This window comes from Fundidesulfovibrio soli (genome assembly GCF_022808695.1).
In the GTDB taxonomy this organism is placed as follows: domain Bacteria; phylum Desulfobacterota; class Desulfovibrionia; order Desulfovibrionales; family Desulfovibrionaceae; genus Fundidesulfovibrio; species Fundidesulfovibrio soli.
The window spans coordinates 14950-34018 of sequence record NZ_JAKZKW010000028.1; the positions used below are offsets into that span (position 1 = coordinate 14950).

Consider the following 19069-nt stretch of genomic DNA (forward strand, 5'->3'; position numbering starts at 1 on the left):
CAACTTCTCGGGAACCCACGGCTTGCCTGCGCAGCCCGCTCAGGATATGGCTGCCCATGCCTGTCGATTCACCCTTGTTCCTGCTGGTGTGGCTCCCCGTCGTGCTGGGCGTTTTCGCCTTCTGCCCCGGCGGGTTGCGGGGCGGGCTGCTGCTGGCCGCCAGCCTGCTGTTCTACGCCCTGTCCGACGTAACCTCCCTGCCGCTCCTGTGCCTCTCCGCCGCTGGCAACATGCTCCTGGGCCTGGCCATCGGCAAGGCCGAGCCCGGCTCCGGCGCGCGCCGGGCGCTGCTGGCCGCCGGGGTGGGCGCCAACCTGCTCCTGCTGGCCTGGGCCAAGTATTTCTCGTTCCTCACCGCGCAGGTGCTCGGCATTTCAGCCCCGGCCTGGATGGCCCCGGCGGGCATGCCGCTGGGCGTCTCCTTCTTCACCTTCTCGGCCGTGGCCTATCTGATGGACGTCTCGCGCGGGCAGCAGGCTCCGGAGGCCAACCCCCTGCGCTTCGGCCTGTTCATGGTCTTCTTCCCCAAGATCACGGCCGGCCCCATCGCCCGCTACCGTGACATGTTCCCCGAGGGCGGCTGGCCCGCAGCCCCAACTATGGAAGACCTGCGCGCCGGGCTCGCCCGCCTGGCCGTGGGCCTGGCCAAGAAGGCCCTCGTGGCCGGGACGCTCGGCCCCATGGCGGACGCCGCCTTCGGCGAGCCCGCCGGTCGCCTGGACATGGGCACGGCCTGGCTTGGCCTGGCGAGCTACTCCCTGCAGCTCTACTTCGACTTCTCCGGCTACACCGACATGGCCGTGGGCCTGGGCCGCATGTTCGGCTACAAGCTGCCCGAGAACTTCAATTATCCCTACGTCAGCCAGTCCGTGCGCGAGTTCTGGCGGCGCTGGCACATGACGCTCTCCAGCTGGTTCCGCGACTACCTCTACATCCCCCTGGGCGGCGGGCGCGTAGCCCCCTGGAAGGTGCAGCGCAACCTGCTCGCGGTGTTCGCGCTGTGCGGCCTGTGGCACGGGGCATCCTGGAGCTTCGTGGTCTGGGGCCTGTGGCACGGGGTGTTCCTGGCCCTGGAGCGCACCCGGATAGGCAAGGCGCTGGACGCCCTCCCCCGCCCGCTGCGCCACGCCTACGCCCTGGCCGTGGTCTGCCTGGGCTGGGTGTTCTTCCGGGCCGCCGACTTCAGCCAGGCCCTGGCCTACTTCTCGGCCCTGGCCGGAGCCAACCAGAGCGGCTTCGACTACACCTGGATGGTGCGCGTGAACCGGCAGTACATGGCGGCCCTGGCCGTGGGCCTGATCGGCAGCGCCCCGGCGCTGCCCTGGCTGGCCGCCCGGCTGGAGGCGCTCTCCCCCGCCGTGGCCGGTGCCTGCGCCCGCCTCGCGGCCCCCGTCCTGCTTGCCGCCGCGCTCCTGCAGCTGGCAGCCGGAACCTACGCCCCCTTCATCTACGCCCAATTCTGAGCCGCCGCCATGAAACGCATCCTCTCCGCCGCCAGTGTCGCCCTGCTCCTGCTGCCCCTGATCCTGCCCCAGGGGCTGACCCTGCTGGGCGTCTCCCAAGGCCCCAAGGCCGTGGAGAACCGCCTCAAGACCCCGCTGCCGCCGCTCTCCCTGGCCGGGCAGGACTTCAAGGCCTTCGCCAAGCAGCTGACAACGTCCTACGGGGAGACCTTCCCCTTCCGCGACGACATGATCCGCGCGGCCAACCGCATCAAGCTGGCCCTGTTCAGGGAGTCGCCCTCCAAGAACGTGATCCTGGGCCGCGACGGCTGGCTGTTCTTCAACATGGAGTCCGCCCTGGAGGACTGGCTGGGCGTGAACCTGCTCAGCCGCGAGGAGCTGGACGCCTTCACGGCCGAGATGAAGGCCCGCCGAGACTGGCTGGCGGCCCGCGGCATCCCCATGCTCCTGGTGATCGCGCCCAACAAGGCCAGCGTCTACGGACAGTTCATGCCCCCGGCCATGCACAAGCTCTCCCCCGTGACCCGGCTGGACCAGCTGGGCCAGGCCATGCGCGAGGCTGGAGTGCCCTTCCTGGACCTGCGCCCGGCACTTATCAGCGCGGGCCAAGTGCGCCGGGCATACTGGAAGACCGACACCCACTGGAACGGCTGGGGCGCGTTCCGGGGCAGCGCGGCCATCGTGGAGGCCCTGCGGGCGCGCTTCCCGGGCATGCCGCCCCTGGCCGACGAGGAGTACCGCCCACTGGAGTTCGAGACCCACGGCGGCGACCTCTCGGACATGCTCCTGCTCACCGACACCCTCACCGAGCGCGACATCGAGATGGAGCGCCTGTCCCCCACCCGGGCCCACGCCGCCGGGCCTCCGGGCTACCCCAACCCGGCCATGCGCTCCGGGCGCGACATGGTGGTGCTCGAAACGGGTGACAAGTCCCTGCCCAAGGCGGTTTTCTTCCGGGACAGCTTCTCAAGCGCGGCCATCCCCTTCCTCTCCCAGCGCTTCCAGCGCAGCGTCTTCCTGTGGGAGCACACCTTCCAGCCCCAGATCATCGAGGCTGAGAAGCCGGACGTGGTCGTGATCGAGGCCGTGGAGCGCTATCTGCACCAGCCCTTCCGGCCCGTGCCGCTGCCCTGAACGGGCGGCCGCCACGAGAAAGGCCCGCCGGCTTGCCGTCAAATCTCAATTTGACCATGTTGTCATTTTCTGCTCAACTTCTTCCATGGACGGATCCAGACTTTCCCGTCTGACACCATTCAGGAGTCGTACCATGAAGTTGTCGGTCAAACTGTTCGGAGGATTCGGCATAGTCGTATTGCTGGTGGCCGGGGTGGGGCTGTTCGCCATCGCCCAGATGGGGGCCATCCGCGCGGAAACCGACCTGCTCGCCGGAGACTGGCTGCCGAGCATCACCCGCCTGGGGCAGATCAACGAGGCCGTCCAGCAGTTCCGCCGCTACGAGCTGGTGCACATCATGTCCACCGGGGACGCCCAGATGCGCGATTACGAAGCGCGCATGAAGCAGTCGCGGGAAAGGGCCGAGAAGCTGCTGGCGGAATACGACAAGCTCATCACTCCGGACCAGGCCGAGGAGCGGGCCGGGCTGGAAAAGTTCATGGTTCATTGGAAAAGCTACCTTGCGCAGCACGAGAAGATCGCCAAGCTCTCTGAGATCAACCAGGCCAAGGCCGCCGAGGTGGCCGTGGGGGAATCGGCCAAACAGATCCAGGATGCGCTGGTGCTCCTGAATGCGCTGGTAGAGATGAACACCAAGGGCGGCGAGGAAAGCGCGGCCAGGGCGTTGGAAATCTACTCCAGCGGCCGGGCCAAGCTGCTGCTGGCCATCGCGCTCTGCGTGGGCGCGGGCGCGGCTCTGGCCTTCTTCACCACGCGCAACGTGCGCGGCCAGCTCGGGGAGGACCCCGGCTATCTGGGCCAGGTGGCCGCCGAAGTGGCCGAGGGCAACCTGGACGTGGCCTTCAAGCCCGTTGAGGGCAAGGGCGGCGTCTACGCGGTGCTCATCCGCATGGTCTCCACCCTGAAGGAGAAGATCGGCGAGGCCAACCAGAAATCCGAGGACGCCGCCAGGCAGGCCCAGGCCGCTCAGGAGGCCACCGCCGCCGCCGAGGAGGCCACCGCCAGGGCCGAGCGCGCCAAGGCCGAAGGCATGCTTCAGGCCGCGGGCAGGCTTGAGGACGTGGCCGAGGTCATCTCCTCCGCTTCGGAGGAGCTTTCCGCCCAGGTGGAGCAGTCCACGCGCGGGGCCGAGATGCAGTCCGGACGGGTGGCCGAGACCGCCACCGCCATGGAGCAGATGAACGCCACCGTTCTCGAGGTGGCCCGCAACGCCTCCCAGGCCGCCGAGACCTCCGAGCGGGCCAAGGCCCGCGCCCAGGAGGGGGCCAAAGCCGTGGACGAGGTGGTGCGCGAGATCGGCATGGTGGCCAAGCAGGCCGAGGAGCTCAAGGCCGACATGACCGGCCTGGGTGCGCAGGCCGAAGCCATCGGGCGCATCATGGGCGTGATCTCCGACATCGCGGACCAGACCAACCTGCTGGCCCTCAACGCCGCAATCGAGGCGGCCCGCGCGGGCGAGGCGGGCAGGGGGTTCGCGGTGGTGGCCGACGAGGTGCGCAAGCTGGCCGAGAAGACCATGACCGCCACCAAGGAGGTGGGCGAGGCCATCCGGGGCATCCAGGACGGCACCCGCTCCAACATCGCAAGCGTGGAGCGCACCGTGACCCTTGTGGGCAAGGCCACCTCCATCGCAAGCGCCTCTGGCGAGGCCCTGCGCTCCATCGTTGACCTGGTGGACCGCAGCACGGACCAGGTGCGCTCCATCGCCGCCGCCTCCGAGGAGCAGTCCGCCGCCAGCGAGGAGATCAACCACTCAGTGGAGGACATCAGCCGCATCTCCTCCGAGACGTCCGACGCCATGCGCCAGTCCGCCCAGGCCGTGGCCGAGCTGGCCGCCCAGGCCCAGGTGCTCTCCCGCCTCATCGAGGAGCTCCAGGCCGAAGGCGGCGCGGGCGGCAAGGCCCTCGCCGGCCGCAGGCCCGCCGCGCTTGGCATGTAACCCCCTCCCATCACCAGCAATGTTGACAGCGGGGCGGAGGGTCCGTATCGTGAGTCCATGTTCACGACGCTGACCCTCCGCCCCCGCTTCCTCGCGGCTCCCGCCGCCCTCTCGCTACCGCCCCTGGCGGTCTGATAATCGTTTTTTTCTTCTCTTTATTCCGTTTTCGTCCCGCTCCAGCCGCCAAGCGGCATTGTCCATATGATCGACCATGCAGGAGGTCCGCCATGATCGACCGACGCCGACTATCAGGCCCGAACCGCAGCTGTCCCCGTGCCGCTTCGCGCCGATAACGCAGAAAACCCCGGAGTCATCCATGCAGACCGCCCGTATGATCGAGAAATACCGCCCCTTCCCCGCCGTGGCCCTCAAGGACCGCACCTGGCCGGACAAGACCATCACCCAGGCCCCCACGTGGCTCTCCACGGACCTGCGCGACGGCAACCAGGCCCTGTTCGATCCGCTGGACACCGCCTCCAAGCTCAAGCTGTTCAAGCTCCTGGTGGACATCGGCTTCAAGGAGATCGAGGTGGCCTTCCCCTCGGCCTCGCAGACCGATTTCGACTTCGTGCGCACCCTCATCGAGGGCGGGCACATCCCCCGCGACGTGACCATCTCCGTGCTGACCCAGGCCCGCGAGCACCTGATCCGGCGCACCGTGGAATCGCTGGAGGGCGCGCGCTCGGCCATCGTGCACATCTACGTGTCCACGGCCCCGGTGTTCCGCGAGGTGGTCTTCCAGAAGACGCCCGACGAAGTCCGCCGCATGGCCGTGGAGGCCGTGCTCCTGACCCGCGAGCTCACCGCCGCCCAGCCCGGCACGGCCTGGACCCTGGAGTTCACCCCCGAGAACTTCTCCGGCACGGAGCTGGAGTTCGCCCGCGACGTCTGCGACGACGTCACCGCCGCCTGGGGCGCCACCCCCGGGGACAAGGTGATCGTCAACCTGCCCGCCACCCTGGAGCTGGCCACGCCCAACGTCTATGCGGACCAGATCGAGTGGATGCACCGCAACCTGGCCAGGCGCGACAGCGTGGTCATCTCAGTGCATCCCCACAACGACAGGGGCTGCGCCGTGGCCGCCGCCGAACTGGCCCAGCTGGCCGGGGCCGAGCGCGTGGAGGGCTGCCTGTTCGGCAACGGCGAGCGCACCGGCAACGCCGACTTGGTGACCCTGGCGCTCAACCTGCACACCCAGGGCATCGTGCCCGGGCTGGATTTCAGGCGCATGGCCGAGGTGACCGCCGCCATGGAGGAGCTCACCCGCCTGCCCGTCCACCCGCGCCACCCCTACGCGGGCGAGCTGGTGTTCACCGCCTTCTCCGGCTCCCACCAGGACGCCATCAAGAAGGGCTTCGCCGCGCGCACGCCCGAGTCGCTCTGGAACGTGCCCTACCTGCCCATCGACCCGGCGGACCTGGGGCGCGGCTACGAGGCCATCGTGCGGGTCAACGGCCAGTCCGGCAAGGGCGGCGTGGCCTATGTGATGGAGGCCACCTACGGGCTGGTGATGCCGCGCAGGCTCCAGGTGGAGTTCGCGGCCGCGGTGCAGCGCCACGCCGACACCCACGGCGGCGAGATACCGCCCGAGACGCTCTGGAAGCTCTTCGCCCGCGAATACCTGGAGAAGACCAAGCCCATCCTCTACGCCGGGCACCAGTTGGTGGACGTTCCCGGCCGCCAGGGCATCCGCCTGGAGGTGGGCGCGGGCAAGCGCACCGTCTGCGCCATGGGCGAGGGCAACGGCCCGCTGGACGCGGCCGTGCATGCGCTGGGTCTGCCGCTGCGCATCCACTCCTATGAGGAGCGGGCTCTTGGGGTGGGAGCGGACGCCAGGGCCGCCTCCTTCGTGGAGGTGAGCCTGGACGGAGTGACCGGGAGCACCTTCGGCGTGGGATTGAGCCCCAACATCGTCACTTCGGCCATCCTGGCCGTGCTCTCGGGAGCCAACAGGCTCCTGGCGCGCCTGCCCAAGGACAAGCGCCAGGATCTGCTGGACATGCTGCTGGGGGAATAACGCGCCGGCGCTCGTCGCGAAGCGGAAAGGGAGTGCAGAGGGCGGAAGGCCCTTTGCACTCCGGAGGCTTCTTTGGGCTGCGTGGTAACGGGACGGAGATGGCCTCCGGCGGCAAAAGGGAGTTCCTCCCTTTTGAATCCCATATAGCTTCGCTCCCCAGGCGGACGAGCTTCGCAGGGAAGTCCGGCCCCCGAGGCCGCGCCGGGAAGCATTGGGCCAGAAAGAACTGACGAGAGTGACCGGCTACCCTGCCGCGATGAACCGCACCGTCTGCTGCTCTGGCCTCGTGCGGGCCGAGCCGGGCGATGTTCTTCAAATACAGCGTCCGGCTCGGCCCGCACGAGGCCGGAGCAGGAGACTACAACCCTACATTTTTCAGCGGCCAAAGGGCATCGCCCTTTGGCCGCTGCGTTGTTACGAGGGCTGACTATTCCCCCAGCCCGGCCAGGGCGTCCTCAACGTCGCCGCCGTCGTGCACGATCTTGCCCAGGGCCTGCAGCAGGCGGGTGGGGTCCTTGTGCTGGAAGATGTTGCGGCCAACCGACAGGCCGGAACCGCCCGCCTGGATGGAATCCGCCACCATGCGCAGGAAGTCCCTGGTGGTGGGCGTCTTGGGCCCGCCCGCGATGAGCACGGGCACGCGCGCACCGGCCACCACGCGGGCGAAGCTCTCGGGGTCGCCGGTGTAGGGCACCTTGACCATGTCCGCGCCCAGCTCCATGCCCACGCGGGCGCAGTGAGCCACTACCTCGGGGTCGAACTCGTTCTTGATCTTGGGGCCGCGCCCGTAGACCATGGCCAGCACCGGAATGCCCCAGCGCGCGGCCTCGCGGCTGATGCGCCCCATGTCCGCCAGCATGTCCCTCTCGGACTCGTCGCCCAGGTTCAGATGCACGCTCACGGCGTCAGCGCCCAGTTGGATGGCCTCCTCCACTTCGCAGACCAGGGTCTTGGCCCCGGGGAAGGGCGAGAGCGAGGTGGAGGCCGAGAGGTGGACGATCAGCCCGATGTCGCGCCCGCGCGCCCTGTGGCCGCAGGGCACCACGCCCTTGTGCATGAGCACGGCGTTGGCCCCGCCCTCAACGATCTTGGTCACGGTGTCGCGCATGTCGATGATGCCGTCGATGGGGCCGACCGTGACGCCGTGGTCCAGGGGCACGATGATGGCCCTGCCGGTGTCGCGGTTGATGATGCGTTCGAGACGGATGGTTTTGCCGATGTGCATGGTGGTTGCTCCTGGCCTTTCCCGGCCCATGACGCCCGCGCCACGAAAAAGGGCCGCGAACGTCTTGTTCGCGGCCCTGTGGAAAGAGCGCTGCTTGGGTTGATCCTACTGGAGTTCGCTCCGCCACGCCCCGCGAAAGCGGACACCGTAGGAATAATAATACTGGCTGCAGTGGGCGTGGGTATTGCGCATGGACTAGGGTTTAGTCATGGTGGGGGTGAACTGTCAAGCCGTGGAGGTTCCGATGCGTCTTTTCGTCTGCGTAGCGCTTTCCGCACTCCTGTTGGGCTGCTCCGGCCAACCCAAGGTGGTCAACCCCAACAAGCCGGGCTCCGCCGCCCAGGCCGACTACGACGAATGCCGGGGACGGGCCGCCGTGGCCACGGCCATGCCCGGCGCCAAGGACCATGAGGAAGCCCTGCAGAAGGTCCTGGACGAGTGCATGAAGGCCAAGGGCTACGAGGTGACGAAGTAGCGCTCCGCGGGAATCACCTGCTGGACGTCCGACCCACAGCGCCGGAAGCGCATCGGAAAGTGGTTCGCTCGGCAGCCTTGCCGCATCTGGACTGGCCACGGCGCCCGGCTGTTCCGGCTGCCGGGGGGCCGTGGCAACTGGGAGGAGGCCTCCATGAAGGTCACGGTCGAATTGGTGGGCCAATTGGGGCGCGCCCGCCCTTCCGGGCATGCGCCCGCCCAATCCGAGACTCTGCCCGAGGGCGCGACCCTGGGCGAGCTGTTGGCCCGGCTGGGCATTGCCAATGCGGGCGAGCTGATCGCCCTGCAGGACGGAACCCCCGCCAGGCCGGACACCCCGCTGCGCGACGGAGCGGAGATTCGACTTATTCCCATGGTTGACGGGGGGTGAGACCTTCCCTTTGTGTCAATGATGGCATATCATTTTCACCATGAATCGTGATTCCAGCCCTCCAGCCCCGCAACTGGCCGACGGCTTCGGACGCGAAGTCAGCTATCTGCGGGTCAGCGTCACGGACAGGTGCAATCTGCGCTGCGTCTACTGCAGGCCTGTGCACGACTTTCAGCAACTCAGCCACAGGGACCTGCTCTCCTACGAGGAGTACCTGCGCGTCATCCGCCTGGCCGCTCCGCTGGGCCTGACCAAGATCCGCCTCACCGGCGGCGAGCCCCTGGCCAGGCGCGGCTTCCCGGACTTCCTGGCCCGGGTGATGGAGGCCGCCCCGGGCCTGGACGTGCGCCTGACCACCAACGGCACGCTCCTGGGCCCGCAGGCGAAAATGCTGGCCTCCCTTGGGCTGCGCGCCGTGAACATCTCCCTCGACACGCTCGACCGCGAGAGCTTCCACCGCATCACCGGCATGGACCTCTACGCCGAGGCCAGGGCCTCCATCGAGGCCAGCCTGGAGGCGGGGCTGCGGGTGAAGGTCAACGCCGTGGCCATGCGCGGCGTCAACGACCACGAGCTCCCCGGCTTCATCGAGCTGGCCCGCACCCTCCCGCTGGACATGCGCTTCATCGAGTTCATGCCCATCGGCGGCGGCACCACCTGGGACGAGTCGCGCTTCTGGGCGGCCTCCGACATCCTGGAGAGCGCCCGCCGCTTCGCGGACCTCACGCCCGTCCCGCCGGTCAAGGGCAGCCACGGCCCGGCCCGCATGTGGAAGATCGAGGGCGGCATGGGCAGGCTGGGCGTCATCTCGGGCCTCTCCGGCCACTATTGCCTGAGCTGCAACCGCCTGCGCCTGACCTGCGACGGCAAGCTCAGGCCCTGCCTCTACTCCGACAAGGAATACCGGCTGCGGCCCCTGCTGCGCTCCCCCAGGACCAGCGACGGCAAACTGCTGGAGGTGCTCAGGCGCGCCCTGGCCCGCAAACCCATGGGCTACAAACTTCTGGACGAGCGCCACAAGCGGGCGGTCTGCTCCAGGGCCATGACGGCCATCGGCGGATAGATTCGATGGAAAAAGGTTTTCTGGAACTCATCTCCCCGGAGCAGTTCCGGGGCGTTCTGGCCACGTTCTCCCGCCTGACCTCCGAGACCCTGCCCCTTGAAGGCTGCCTGGGCCGCTATCTGGCCGCGCCGGTCGCCTCCCGCGAGGATCTGCCCGCCCTGCCCCGCTCCGGCATGGACGGTTACGCCGTTCGCGCCGCCGACTGCTTCGGCACCACCGAGACCAACCCCTCCTACCTGGATCTGGCGGGCGAGCTGGACATAACCGAGGTCTCCACCGAGGAACTCCAGCCCGGCACCTGCGTGCGTGTGGTCACAGGGTCGAGCCTGCCCCCGGGCGCCGACGCGGTGGTCATGGTGGAGCACACGGCGGACTTGGGCGGCGGCACCATCGAGATCAGGAAGCCCTCGGCCCCGGGCGAGAACATGATGCTCGCCGGGGAGGACGCCCACGCCGGGCAGACCGCGCTGGAACCCGGCATCCCGCTGCGCCCCTCCGAGATCGCCTTCCTGGCGGCGCTGGGCATCCTGGAGGTTCCGGTGGGGCGGCGGCCCGTGGCGGCCATCCTCTCCACCGGGGACGAGCTCATCCCGCCATCCGCCACCCCCCGACCCGGCCAGATCCGCGACGCCAACGCCCCGGCCCTGGCCGCCATGGCCATGCAGGCCGGAGCCGAGCCCCTGCGCATGGGCATCGTTCCCGACAGCCTGGAGGCCATCGCCGCGGCCCTGGCCGAAGCCGTGGACAAGGCCGACGCGGTGTTCCTCTCCGGCGGCAGCTCCGTGGGCGTGCGCGACCTGACTGTGGAGGCCCTCTCCCTGCTGCCCGACACCGAGCTTCTGGTGCACGGCCTGGCCGTGAGCCCCGGCAAGCCCACCATCCTGGCGCGCTCGCGGGGCAAGGCCGTGTGGGGCTTGCCCGGGCAGGTGGCCTCGGCCCAGGTGGTCATGTTCGTCTTCGGCTGCCCCTTCCTGGCCCACCTGGCCGGGGATCAGGCCGCCTTCACCCGGCCCAGGCCCTCGGTGCGCGCCGTGCTGGCCCGCAACGTGGCCTCGCGCCAGGGCCGGGAGGATTACGTGCGCGTGCGCCTGGAGGAATCCGGCGACGGCGGGCTCAAGGCCCATCCGCTGCTCGGCAAGTCCGGGCTGGTCAAAACCCTGGTTCAGGCCCAGGGGCTGGTCCGCATCCCGGCGGACCTGGAGGGCCTGGAGGCCGGGACAACCCACCAGGTGGTGCTGCTATGAACGCCAAGCGAAACATCTACCTGCGCACAATGCCCATCGCCGAGGCACTGGACCGCACGCGCGCCGCGCTGGACCGCAACACGCTCGTGGGCGTGGAGTCCGTCCCCACCGACCAGGCCCTGGGCCGCGTCACGGCCCGGCCCGTGCTGGCCCGGCTGAGCTCCCCCACGTACCACTGCGCGGCCATGGACGGCATCGCCGTTCGCGCAGAGACCACCTTCTCTGCCCGCGAGGGCAGCCCCGTGACCCTGGAGCCGGACGAGGGCTTCGGCATGGTCAACACCGGCCACCCCCTGCCCCCGGGCATGGACGCCGTGGCCATGATCGAGCACGTGGTCTTCACCGAGGACGGCAAGGCCCAGTTGGAGGCCCCCGTGGCCCCCTGGACCCACGTGCGCCGCATCGGCGAGGACATCGTGGCCACAGAACTCATCCTGCCCCGGCGCAGGGTGCTCTCGGCCTACGACATCGGGGCGCTGCTCTCCTGCGGGGTGTGGGAGGTGGACGTCTACGAGCAGGTGCGCATGGCCGTTATCCCCACCGGGGACGAGGTGCTGGACTACACCTCCAGGCCCGAGCCCGGCCCCGGCCAGGTGGTGGAGTCCAACTCCGTGATGCTCTGCGCCCTGGCCCAGGGCTGGGGCGTGGACGCCCGCCGCCGCCCGCCCGTGCCCGACAGCCTGGAGGCCCTCTCCCGCGCGGTGGACGACGCCCTGGACACCCCGGCCCACATCGTCACCCTGGTGGCCGGGTCGTCGGCGGGCAGCAAGGATTTCACCCGCGCCGTGATCGAGCGCTTCGGCGAGGTCATCGTGCACGGCATCCAGGCCATGCCCGGCAAGCCCTCGCTGCTTGGCGTGGCGCGCGGCAAGCTCATCGTGGGCGCGCCGGGGTATCCCGTCTCCTCCGTGGTCTGCTTTGAGGAGCTGGTCGGGCCGCTGGTGGCCTGGCTCACCCGCCGCGAACCCCAACGCCGCCAAAGCGTGACCGTGCGCCTGGCCAAGGACGCCCCCTCCCGCCCGGGCCTCACCGAATTCCTGCGCCTGGCCGTGGGCCGCGTGGGCGACGGCTACTCCGCGCTGCCGCTCTCGCGCGGGGCCGGGCTCATCACCACCCTGACGCGCGCCCAGGCCGTGGCCCAGATCCCGCCCGACAAGGAGGGACTGGCCAGGGGCGAGGAGGTCCGGGCCGAGCTGCTGGTCTCCCCCGACGAGCTGGAGCGCACCCTGGTGGTGGTGGGCAGCCACGACATGACCCTGGACCTGCTGGCCGACGAGCTCATGCGCCAGGACCCGCCCATGCGCCTGGCCTCCAGCCACGTGGGCAGCCTGGGCGGGCTGGCGGCCCTGGCCCAGGGCACGGCCCTGCTGGCGGGCTCGCACCTGCTGGACACCGAGACGGGCGATTTCAACTTTTCCTTCATCCAGAAGCACCTGCCAGGCAGGGAGGTGGCGGTCATCAATCTGGCCGTGCGGCACCAGGGCCTCATCGTGGCCCGCGGCAACCCCAAGAACATCCAGGGCGTTGCCGACCTGGCCCGGCAGGACGTGCGCTTCGTCAACCGCCAGCGCGGCGCGGGCACGCGCATCCTGCTGGACTACCACCTGAAGCTGGCGGGGTTATCGCCCGCGCAGGTGCAGGGCTACAGCCAGGAGGAGACCACGCACATGGGCGTGGCCGCCAACGTGCAGAACGGCGGCGCGGACTGCGGCCTGGGCGTGTACGCGGCGGCCAAGGCCCTGGGCCTCGGCTTCGTGCCCCTGGCCCGCGAGCGCTACGACCTGGTGATGCCCCTGGCCAGCCTGGAGGAGCCGCGCGTGCAGGCCCTGCTCAAGGTCATGGGCGACGAGGGCTTCAAGGCCAAGCTGGCCGAGGTGGGCGGCTACGAGCCCACCTGGTGCGGGGAGCGCATGAGCCCCGGCATGGGGCTGCCGCCCGAGGCGGGCGAGCCGCAGGCGTAAGGCGCGGACCTCGCCCGGCCCCCCGCATTCACGACAATGAGGCCCTCATGAGCAAACAGGTCATGGTGCGCTGCACCTTCGAGCGCCACGCCGGGGCCATCCTGGAGATATTCAACGAGGCGATCCTGCATTCGACCGCGCTCTACGACTACGAGCCGCGGCCGCCGGAGAGCATGACCGGCTGGTTCGAGGCCAAGCGGACCGGCGGCTTCCCGGTGATCGGCGTCGAGGACGGAGCGGGGACGCTGCTGGGCTTCGGCAGCTATGGCGTGTTTCGAGCCTGGCCCGCCTACAAGTACACCGTGGAGCATTCCGTATACGTGCACAAGGAGCATCGCGGCCGGGGGCTCGGGCGCACGCTGATGCGGGAGCTCATCGCGGCGGCCCGCCAGAACGGCGTGCACGCCATGGTCGGCGGCATCGACGCTTCCAACGCCGGGAGCATCGCCCTGCACGAGAAGCTCGGCTTCAGGCACGCGGGCACCCTGCCACAGGTCGGCTTCAAGTTCGGCCGCTGGCTGGACCTGGCCTTCTACCAGCTGCTGCTGGATACGCCCGCCCAGCCCGTCGACGGCTAGCGCCGGAAGATCACTACTGCACCCCCCTGTCCAGGGCCAACGGCCCCTGCCCGCGATCATGAAGCACACTAGGTCGGCTGGATCATGAGGTTGGCTGACTCATGGGGTCGGCTGGATCATGGGGTCGGCTGGCAAGGAGAGCGGGACGCCCCCCCGGAGCAAGAGGCCCCAGGAAATCCGCGTGGGGGAGGCTGAGCCCGCGCTGGGGATATCAGGCTGGAGGGGGCCTCCGGCGGCCAAGGGGCTGCGCCCCTTGGAACCCCGTTCCGCTTCGCGCGGGGGCGGGCCGCGTATGATGCAAGCCTCAACGAAAGAACCGCCTGAGGCGTACGCCTCCGGCGGTTTCTTCATGATGCTTCGCGGTGTGGCCCGGCGCTACTGCGTCTTGATGGTCAGCTTGTCTCCCGGCTTGAGCTGCACTGACTTGTCCAGGTTGTTCCAGGCCAGCAGGGCGTGGGGGTCCACCTTGAACTTGCGCGCGATGCTCCAGACCGTGTCGCCGTTGCCCACGCTGTAGAGCTGCGCGCCACCGGCGGCGGGCTTCTTCTGCTCGGCGGGCTTCGCGGGGGCAGGCTGGCCCTTGGCGTTGGCGGCAACGGCGGCGGCCTGGGCCTTAGGCTCAGGCTTGGCCGGGGCAGGGGCTTGCGCGGGAGCCGGTGCGGCCTTGGCCGGAGCTGCGGCCGGAGCTGCCTTGGCCTGAGCCGGGGCTTGCGCGGGGACGGCCTGAGCCGCCGGGGCTCCCTTGCCCTGGGCCGAAGCCTGGGTCTGAGCCGCAGCGGGGGCCGCCGCTGGCGCGGCCGCAAGGGACACCGGCAGCACGAGCTTCCTGCCCGGCTTGGCGTCCTTCTCGGACCTGAGCCCGTTGGCCGCCATGAGCGCCTTCACGTCCACCTTGTAGGTCTGGGCCACCTGCTGCAGGGTCTGGCCCTTTTTCAGCTCCACGCTGCGCGGCTGATCGCCCTGCTGCGCGGCCACGGCCGGCGGGGGGCAGGCGGCGGGGCTTGCGGCCACGAACTTGCCGGGGATGGTCAGGCTGGCGCCCAGGGAGACGTATTTCTCGTTCTTGATGCCGTTGGCCCGCATGAGCTCGGCCTTGCTCACGCCGTACTGCCTGGCCACGGAGGCCAGGGAGTCGCCCCGCTTGTAGCGGTACACGACCGCCTTCTGGCTTTCAGACCCCTTGCCGGGCTTCTCGTCCAGGTCGGCCATGGCGGAGTCCTGCGCGGAGCCGTCCAGAGGAACGTAGACGGTCTGGTCCGGGGTCAGGGCGTCGCCGCAGGAGGGGTTCATCTGGCGCAGGGCCGCCACGGGCACGCCCGTGCGCTTGGAGACGTTCCACCAGGTGTCGGCGGCGGTGACGGGATAGGAGCGTATGCCCCTGTTGGCCACGCAGCTGGGGTTGGCCAGATAGTTGAGCGCCAGCTGCTTCTTCTCCACGGGCACGTAGCCGGGGCTCTCGCGGTCCGGCGGGCTCACCTGCCTGCGGAAGCCCGGGTTGTACTTGTGGAACTCCTCCCAGTTCATGCCGCAGGCCTCGGACAGGGCGGCCAGGTCCGTGCCGCCCGGAAGCGCCACCTCCTCCAGCACCTGCCCGGCGTCCCATTTCACGGGGGTGAAGCCCAGGGCTTCCAGGTTCTTGAAGATCTTCAGCACGGCCAGGAACTTGGGCACGTAGTGCCGCGTCTCCTGCTTGAGCAGGTTCGGGTTCTTGGCGATGTCGAAGAAGTCGTTCTGGCCCGACTGGCTGATCACCCGGCTCATCTTGCCCTCGCCGCAGTTGTAGGCTGCCAGGGCCAGGTTCCAGTCGTTGAACATGTTGTTGAGCTCGGTGAGATACTTCGCCGCCGCCACGGTGGCCAGGTAGGGGTTGCGGCGCTCGTCCACCCACCAGTCCACGGTGAGGTTGAAGCGCCGGCCCGTGGCGGGCATGAACTGCCACATGCCGCCCGCGCCGGCCGGGGAGTAGGCCATGGTGTTGTAGCCCGACTCGATGAAAGGCAGGGCGATGATGTCCGGCGGGAGCTTGTAGGTGGCGAGCACGGCGCGTATGTAGGGCAGGTGCGGCGCGGCGCGCTCCAGCCAGCGGTGCATGGTTTCGCGGCGTTCCTGCGTGAAGTAGGTCAGGAACATCTGCACGTCTTCGGTTTCGCGCACGTCCAGGTTGAAGGGGATGTCCGTCTTGGAGGCCAGGGCCTTCTTCTCCTGCTCGGTCAGGGGCCTGGGGCGCTTGATCTTCAGGAAGTCCTGGGAGAGTTCGGGGTCCAGGTTGGGCTTCATGTCCTGGTTGTCGGCCTGGTATTTCTTGGCGCAGGCGGGGAGCAGCACCAGGCATAATATGAGCAGTGCTTTGACGGATGATCGCATTTGGTTTCCTCGGCTGCGGACGGCCACGCGGGGGAGATCGGGAAAAGGAAGTGCCGGCATAGTGGCTTATGGCTGCCTTCTCTGGATGATGGCCCGACTAGCCCAGGGACGCAAAAAAAGCAATGGGTGGCCTTTGTTAACTCTTTGTAATAATCAGCGTGCAATACCTTGCCGCATCGGTGCTCCTACGCAACGGCGCGGCCATGCAACGCAAATACGGCGGGAACTACAATGGACAACGTGGTCATGGGCCGCAAACCCGTGCTGGAACTGGTGCAGCGCGAACCGGCCATCGTGGAGCAGGTGCTCATTCGCCAGGGGCTGCAAGGCCAGGACATCAAGGAACTGACCAACCTCTGCCGCGATGCGGGAATCCGCTTCCGCTTCCTGCCTGCGGAAGCTCTGGAGCGCACCGTGCCGGACTGCAGGCAGGGCGTCGCCGCATTCATATTCGGTCAGTCCTTCGTGCCTCTGGAATCCCTTCTGGAGTCGGCGCGCCACGCGCCGCTTCCCGTGGTGTTGGCGCTGGACCAGGTGCAGGACCCCGGCAACGTGGGCACCCTGGCCCGCACCCTGCTGGCCCTGGGCGGCGGCGGGCTCATCGTGCCCAAGCACCACGGCTCGCGCCTGGGCGGGTCGGCCTCCAAGGCTTCGGCGGGCGCGCTCGAGCGCATCCCCGTGCACCAGTGCGTGAACCTCTCGCGCGATCTGGAAGAATGCGCACAGGAGGGCTACACGATCTACAAGGCCGAAGCGGGCCCCGAAGGCAAGGACGTGTTCACGGCCCAGGTGCGCTTCCCCCTGGTTCTGGTGCTGGGCGGCGAGGAGAAGGGCGTGCGCCCGGGCGTGGCAAAGCACTGCGACGAGAGCCTGTTCATCCCCATGCCCGGGGAGTTCGACTCCCTCAACGTGGCCCAGGCCGGGGCCGTGATCCTGGGCCAGATGGCCCGGCAGGCCTTCGCGGGAAAATAGCGGCCCTCCGGGCCCCGCACCTGCGTTTCGCGCTTCCAAAACGCAGGGAATGATTTCCTAAGCCGGTGCGAGGGCTTCATGGCCCACTGCGCGGCCACCGAGACCCAGCGCCCGCCCGGTTTCGCGCCCCCTGGCGCGGGGCATGATTTCAGCAGCCCGTGCGCAGGCGGCCCATCCTGACGGATTGCGCGGGCGTCCCGCTAGAAGCTCACGGAGAGGCTCAGCTCCCCGCCGAATCCAACCGCCTTGGGGTTGGAGAACTGCGTCGAGACCACGCCGCGCATAAGCACCCTGTCGGTGAGCCTCAAGGAGCTGCCCAGCGAGGCGCTGCCCCAGTCCGTGCCCACGGGCGCGGCGTCCATGGAATAGGGCGCGGCCGCCGCCGAGGTCAGCGCCGCCTTGATCCTGCGGCTGGTGTCCGCCAGCTCGTGGTTCCACTTGGCCTCCACGAAGGGCCGCCACCTGCCCGCCTCCACCGCCACGCGCCAGCCGAGCTGGCTCACGGCCGAATCGCGCACCTGCTCCCCGTAGGAGAGGGCCGTGACGCCGCTCAGGCCCGACTCCGAGAATCCCTTGACGCGTACCTGCTGCAGCACCAGCCCGGCCACCGGGCCTGTGGTGAGCGGCCCCCAGGTGATGTCGCCGCCCGCGCGCAGGGCCAGGGCCAGGGACGTACCCGTGGTGGAGCCGGTGTTGGTGTCGGTGAACAGGCCCAGGTTCACCTGACGGGTGATCTTGTCCTGCTGGAACCCGTAGGAGCCCACGGCGTTGGCCCACACCGGCCCGGCCTGGTAGGCGGCGTAGAGGCTCACGGCCTGGTCGTTCTGCTCGAAATGCCCCCCGCCCATGGAGAAGTTCTGCGTCTGGGTTCCGGCGGTGAAGGCCGTGCCCAGCACCAGCCCGAAGGGGGCCTGCCAGTCCACGCCCACGGTGCCGGTGAACAGCGTGCTCTGGAGATCGGGGAAGCCCGAGGCGTTGCCCAGGTACAGGGAGCCCACCCCGGCGCTCAGCCAGGCGTTCACGCCTCCGGGGCCGCGCTGCCGACCCGCCGGATCGATCTGGCCCTGGATGGTGGCCGCGCGCGCCAGACCGCCCTGCACCGGGCCCTCCGCCAGCAGGGAGACCAGGCTCGGGGCCGTGAGCAGGCTCTGCTCGTAGTCGGACTCGATCTGCTGGCCCGCCGTGGTCAGGTGCTTGCCGTCGATGAACAGGTAGGTCTGCATCTGGGCGGGCGTGATGTCGGCCCAGGAGGTCACCAGGGCGGCCACCGGGGAGGGGGCGTTGGCCGCCAGCACCGAGGCCGGGGTGAACCCGAACAGGGCCGGATAGCTGGAGACGAAGCGGAACACGCTGGTCAGGTCGGCGGGAATGAAGCGCACGCCTGCCGCCGTCAGCTTCGCCCACTTGGTGTTCCCGTAATCGATGGCCCGGGCGTAGGACGCGGCGTTGGCCTCGGGGAGCGCCCCGCCGGGGCCCAGCAGGGCCGAGGTGTAGAAGGTGTTGGGCACGATGATGGTCCTGGCCCCGGCAGCCTGCAGGGCGGCCACGCTGGCAGTCAGTTCGGACGCGACGCCGCTCAGGAAATTGGGGTTTGCCGCTATCCAGGCCGGGCTCTGGTTCTGCACGAATATCAGGTCGTTGTTGCCGGTGTTGACCACGTACAGGGCGTGGGGGTTGGCCACGCCGCCCATGGAGGCCAGGTAGTTGGCGATCTGCTGGGTGGTGGCCACGTTGCCGGGCAGGTTGCCGGGGATGGCCGGGGCTCCGGGCGCGGCGCTCAGGAGCGCGGTGTAGGCGCTGCCGTTGGCGTAGTTGGTCCCGCCCCCGCCGATGGGGGCCGCGCTTTGCCCGAACCTGCCCGCCAGCATGGTGGTGGTCATGACTCCGGGCCCGGCGAAGCCGCCCTGGGCCCCGCGCCTGATGGCCGCGGCCAGTTGCGCGTCCACCTGGGCGTTGCCCGAGGTCGTATACCGGAAATAGCCGGTGTCGAGGGTGCTGTCGCCCAGGCCCACGAACTGGTTGAACCTGCCCGCGGCTCCGGCCGGGCAGGCCTGGACGAACGCGATGGTTGTGAGAAAGGCGACCAGGAGTGCGAACCGCTTCGTTACGGGCATGGCTATGGTCCTTGGAGATCGGGTGAATGGGGGACGCCGCGCCGGATCGGGGCGGACAAGGGCGGAAGCCGCCCAGCCTGGGACTGCGACGCACGGATGCAGGGGCGGGTGGCGCATAGTCCCGTCCGAC

14 protein-coding genes are annotated in these 19069 nt (G+C 69.2%); 11 read left to right on the forward strand and 3 right to left on the reverse strand.

Annotated features, from left to right (window positions below; all coding sequences use genetic code 11):
• Window positions 1-56 precede the first annotated feature (56 nt).
• From MLE18_RS16760 to leuA, 4 genes are all read left to right on the forward strand, one after another.
• Window positions 57-1463: an MBOAT family O-acyltransferase gene (locus tag MLE18_RS16760; protein ID WP_243439950.1), complete on the forward strand. Its 1407-nt coding sequence runs from the start codon at window positions 57-59 to the stop codon at window positions 1461-1463.
• 9 nt (window positions 1464-1472) lie between these two features.
• On the forward strand, window positions 1473-2597 hold the full coding sequence (locus tag MLE18_RS16765) for an alginate O-acetyltransferase AlgX-related protein (RefSeq protein WP_243439951.1): 1125 nt from the start codon (window positions 1473-1475) through the stop codon (window positions 2595-2597).
• Window positions 2598-2730: 133 nt separating this feature from the next.
• Window positions 2731-4536 (forward strand): methyl-accepting chemotaxis protein, encoded by a 1806-nt coding sequence (locus MLE18_RS16770; RefSeq protein ID WP_243439952.1) that lies wholly within the window; start codon window positions 2731-2733, stop codon window positions 4534-4536.
• A 316-nt stretch (window positions 4537-4852) separates the two neighbouring features.
• Window positions 4853-6553, forward strand: coding sequence for a 2-isopropylmalate synthase (gene leuA / locus MLE18_RS16775; protein ID WP_243439953.1), 1701 nt, complete (start codon window positions 4853-4855; stop codon window positions 6551-6553).
• Window positions 6554-6980: 427 nt separating this feature from the next.
• On the opposite strand, the gene MLE18_RS16780 is transcribed toward leuA, so the two are convergent.
• Complete coding sequence (locus MLE18_RS16780) at window positions 6981-7778, reverse strand: 2-amino-3,7-dideoxy-D-threo-hept-6-ulosonate synthase (RefSeq protein ID WP_243439954.1); 798 nt, start codon at window positions 7776-7778, stop codon at window positions 6981-6983.
• 244 nt (window positions 7779-8022) lie between these two features.
• On the opposite strand from MLE18_RS16780, the gene MLE18_RS16785 reads away from it, so the two are divergent.
• The 6 genes from MLE18_RS16785 to MLE18_RS16810 all read left to right on the forward strand — a co-directional run bounded on the left by MLE18_RS16785 (window position 8023) and on the right by MLE18_RS16810 (window position 13489).
• Window positions 8023-8253, forward strand: a complete 231-nt coding sequence (locus tag MLE18_RS16785; RefSeq protein ID WP_243439955.1) for a hypothetical protein — start codon at window positions 8023-8025, stop codon at window positions 8251-8253.
• 153 nt (window positions 8254-8406) lie between these two features.
• Entirely contained in the window at window positions 8407-8643 is a 237-nt protein-coding gene (locus MLE18_RS16790) for a MoaD/ThiS family protein (RefSeq protein ID WP_243439956.1), read from the forward strand.
• A gap of 40 nt (window positions 8644-8683) precedes the next feature.
• Entirely contained in the window at window positions 8684-9706 is a 1023-nt protein-coding gene (gene moaA, locus MLE18_RS16795) for a GTP 3',8-cyclase MoaA (protein WP_243439957.1), read from the forward strand.
• A 5-nt stretch (window positions 9707-9711) separates the two neighbouring features.
• Window positions 9712-10950: a molybdopterin molybdotransferase MoeA gene (locus MLE18_RS16800; RefSeq protein WP_243439958.1), complete on the forward strand. Its 1239-nt coding sequence runs from the start codon at window positions 9712-9714 to the stop codon at window positions 10948-10950.
• Window positions 10947-12911: a molybdopterin biosynthesis protein gene (locus MLE18_RS16805; protein ID WP_243439959.1), complete on the forward strand. Its 1965-nt coding sequence runs from the start codon at window positions 10947-10949 to the stop codon at window positions 12909-12911. The genes MLE18_RS16800 and MLE18_RS16805 overlap by 4 nt, the downstream gene beginning before the upstream one ends.
• Before the next feature lie 47 nt (window positions 12912-12958).
• A complete protein-coding gene (locus MLE18_RS16810; RefSeq protein WP_243439960.1) occupies window positions 12959-13489 on the forward strand; it encodes a GNAT family N-acetyltransferase in 531 nt (176 codons plus the stop codon).
• 375 nt (window positions 13490-13864) lie between these two features.
• Here MLE18_RS16810 and MLE18_RS16815 read toward each other — a convergent pair whose 3' ends face one another.
• Window positions 13865-15853, reverse strand: a complete 1989-nt coding sequence (locus MLE18_RS16815) for a LysM peptidoglycan-binding domain-containing protein (protein ID WP_243439961.1) — start codon at window positions 15851-15853, stop codon at window positions 13865-13867.
• Window positions 15854-16084: 231 nt separating this feature from the next.
• Here MLE18_RS16815 and MLE18_RS16820 point away from each other — a divergent pair, with 231 nt between their 5' ends.
• Complete coding sequence (locus tag MLE18_RS16820; protein ID WP_243439962.1) at window positions 16085-16825, forward strand: TrmH family RNA methyltransferase; 741 nt, start codon at window positions 16085-16087, stop codon at window positions 16823-16825.
• Between the two features lie 200 nt (window positions 16826-17025).
• Here MLE18_RS16820 and MLE18_RS16825 read toward each other — a convergent pair whose 3' ends face one another.
• Complete coding sequence (locus tag MLE18_RS16825; RefSeq protein WP_243439963.1) at window positions 17026-18939, reverse strand: autotransporter outer membrane beta-barrel domain-containing protein; 1914 nt, start codon at window positions 18937-18939, stop codon at window positions 17026-17028.
• Window positions 18940-19069 lie beyond the last annotated feature (130 nt).